Raw genomic sequence first — 2786 nt, 5'->3', positions numbered from 1 at the left:
GAGAGAGAGGGATTATGTCGGGCTCCTGCCCTCCACCCTTCGGGCCGCCTAAAGGCGTTCTAAAACGTTCCGGACGTTTTAGTCGAACCCTGGACGAGGATTCTCACCCTCTGGTTTTCTCCGAGCATTAAAAAACCCAGCACAAGTGCTGGGTTTCTTTTAATGCTGGCGGAGAGAGAGGGATTCGAACCCTCGTTAGGGGTTAACCTAAACACACTTTCCAGGCGTGCGCCTTCAGCCACTCAGCCACCTCTCCGCAAATGCTTTTGGGATAATCGTCAAAAGCCGAGCTAGTCTATTCATTTTGATGAAGTTAGGCAAGTATATGTCGAGCTTGATTGCTCGATTGCCTAATTATCAACCTTTTGACTTTATTTCAAAAGTTAAAGGACAGGACACTGCTCATTCAAACGAATTATTTTTTAGCTGGCTTTTCCGAAATCCATAAGTTGATATGACCTTCGACCACCACAATTCCATTCGTATCGTATGCTTTTACTTCAACTGGCATGTCGCCTGGTTTCCAGTCCTCTGGATTTACTTTTGCCACACAGCGAATGTCTGTACCCGCTTTCGCTGTGTAGTTTAAGGTCATGCCTTTTGGGATCCAACGCAGGTGGTTTGGAATTGAAGCTTCTGCCATTACACCCATGGCCATTTCCAAACCATTGGCAATAGCAATTACATGAACCGTTTTGATATGGTTGTGTACACGTTTACCTTTTGTAATTAAAACGCTGCACTCGTTTAGTTTTACTTCTTCGACGTATGGCTTGATAGTGCCAAAGTATGGTGCCATGCGACAAATTAACTTAGAAAAGATTTTGTGACCCAATGGCCAGTTTTTTAATTTGTTATAAATAGCCATTGTTTTTGTTGGCTTTGACTGTGCCGGGTTTACTTGTGACATTTAACTCATCCTACCAGTTTGATATGGCCGAAATATTACCAATATATTGACTCATGTACAGTAACTATTATTCAAAATAGCAGGGATATGATGGACATTCAGAAAATAGCTGCGTTTAGTCGGGAAATAAATGGCCACTTGACGGGAGGTAACCCTGCTGGTGTAGTTATTGTTGAAGACTTCCCAAGTGACAAAGACATGGTGTCCATTGCGGCAGAGGTCGGCTATTCCGAAACCGTTTTTGCCAAACCTTCCAACCAAGCTGGATCAGCATATAGTGTTCGATACTTTAGTCCAGAGGGTGAAGTGCCCTTTTGCGGTCATGCCACCATTGCTTTAGGTGCCGCATTACCAGCTACCCATCAACATTTTGATTTATCTTTAAATCATGCTGAAATTTCGATAGACGTGAGAAGAGTTGGCGAGCACACAAAAGTGATTTTGCAGTCACCGTCTACTTCTCATCAATTGGTTCCACAGCCAGACCAATCAGATACTCAGACTAGCGCCACAAAACTGCTTTATAACATTATTGAGCTGTTTAACTTGAGCCCAAGTGACATTGATTTTGACAACATACCTCCAGCTATTATCAATGGTGGTTCAAAGCATTTAGTGCTAAATCTTAAAAACCGAGCGTCGTTGCTTAACATGAGTTATGACTTTGAGCCGGTAAAACAACTTATGTTAGAACATGAGCTAGTAACAATTTTATTGACCTACATAAAGGATAATAAGAACCTTGTTTTTGAGGTAAGAAACGCGTTTGCATCAGGGGGTGTTGTTGAAGATCCAGCAACTGGTGCGGCTGCAGCTGCGTTTGTCGGCTACTTAAGAGACGCTGATTTGTTGCCTTTGAGCGAAGTAACAGAAGAAGGCGAGTTAGCGGCATTAACCAAGGTTACGCTCTACCAGGGTGAACAAATGGGCGCACCATCTCTGATAGAGGCACAGGTGAGCAACATTAAAGGCTCACCTATTGCAATTGAAGGGTTTACGCGGGGTCTGTGATTTTGCAGACTTCGCCCATAAACTCGACAACATCACCAGTGACTAATTTTTTGCCACGTTGAGTTTCTGTTTGACCGTTTACTTTGACAAGACCATCACTGATCACCATTTTGGCTTCACCGCCACTTCCAACTAACGCTTCAAACTTTAAAAATTTGTGTAGCTCGATAGGTTGTTTTGCTATTTCGACGTGTCTCATGTGGGTCCTCGTAAGCAAGCGTTTGTACTTTTGTTATAACGCTCTAGTCTAAAATAAAAAGCCATAGCATTGGCTATGGCTCCCTATACCTATTGTAGATAATGTCTAACTTAAATAGAGTTAAGCATTACCCTTTAATGCCACTTTATTTTTCGCAGCAAAGTTAAGCATTTTGGTAAGAGGCTTCATAGCTTCTGCAGCTAGTGCTTCATCAACGAAGATCTCATGACCGGTTGCGTCCGTAAGGGCTTCCTCAATCGCTTTTAAGCCGTTCATTGCCATCCAAGGGCAGTGAGCACAGCTTTTACACGTTGCGCCGTTACCACCGGTTGGTGCTTCAATGAAGGTCTTATCTGGATTTGCCTGCTGCATCTTGTAGAAAATACCGCGGTCTGTCGCAACGATAAAGGTATCATTTGGCATTTCATTGGCGGCATTGATCAATTGTGAAGTTGAACCAACGGCATCGGCTAATTCAACCACTGACGCTGGTGACTCTGGGTGAACCAAAATAGCCGCGTCAGGATAAACGTTTTTCAGGTCTTTAAGCGCTTTAGCGCTAAATTCGTCATGAACGATACATTCGCCTTGCCACAAGATCATGTCGACGCCAGTTTGCTTTTGAATGTAACTACCTAAGTGACGGTCAGGGCCCCAAATAATTGG

At 43.5% G+C, this 2786-nt stretch carries 4 protein-coding genes, 1 tRNA gene and 1 other RNA gene; 1 reads left to right on the top strand and 5 read right to left on the bottom strand.

Features of this window, described 5'->3' with window-relative positions; translation table 11 throughout:
• The 3 genes from AC4E96_RS04790 to AC4E96_RS04780 form a co-directional block, all read right to left on the bottom strand.
• Positions 1–127: non-coding RNA, RtT sRNA (locus AC4E96_RS04790), on the bottom strand.
• Between the two features lie 39 nt (positions 128–166).
• A tRNA-Ser gene (locus tag AC4E96_RS04785) sits at positions 167–256 on the bottom strand.
• A gap of 159 nt (positions 257–415) precedes the next feature.
• The gene (locus AC4E96_RS04780; RefSeq protein ID WP_490255038.1) at positions 416–910 is read right to left on the bottom strand and encodes a hotdog fold domain-containing protein; all 495 of its coding nucleotides are present in this window, start codon (positions 908–910) and stop codon (positions 416–418) included.
• A gap of 87 nt (positions 911–997) precedes the next feature.
• Here AC4E96_RS04780 and AC4E96_RS04775 point away from each other — a divergent pair, with 87 nt between their 5' ends.
• Positions 998–1921, top strand: a complete 924-nt coding sequence (locus AC4E96_RS04775; RefSeq protein ID WP_490255037.1) for a PhzF family phenazine biosynthesis protein — start codon at positions 998–1000, stop codon at positions 1919–1921.
• Here the strand turns inward: AC4E96_RS04775 and AC4E96_RS04770 are convergent.
• Together AC4E96_RS04770 and AC4E96_RS04765 are read right to left on the bottom strand one after the other, a co-directional pair.
• On the bottom strand, positions 1905–2120 hold the full coding sequence (locus AC4E96_RS04770) for an RNA-binding S4 domain-containing protein (protein WP_488031806.1): 216 nt from the start codon (positions 2118–2120) through the stop codon (positions 1905–1907). The two genes, AC4E96_RS04775 and AC4E96_RS04770, sit on opposite strands and share 17 nt — an antisense overlap.
• A gap of 120 nt (positions 2121–2240) precedes the next feature.
• On the bottom strand, positions 2241–2786 hold a 546-nt coding region (locus AC4E96_RS04765; RefSeq protein ID WP_490255036.1), incomplete at its 5' end, for a quinolinate synthase.

The organism is Psychrosphaera sp., from assembly GCF_982872775.1.
This window is presented reverse-complemented; position numbering and strand designations above follow the sequence as displayed.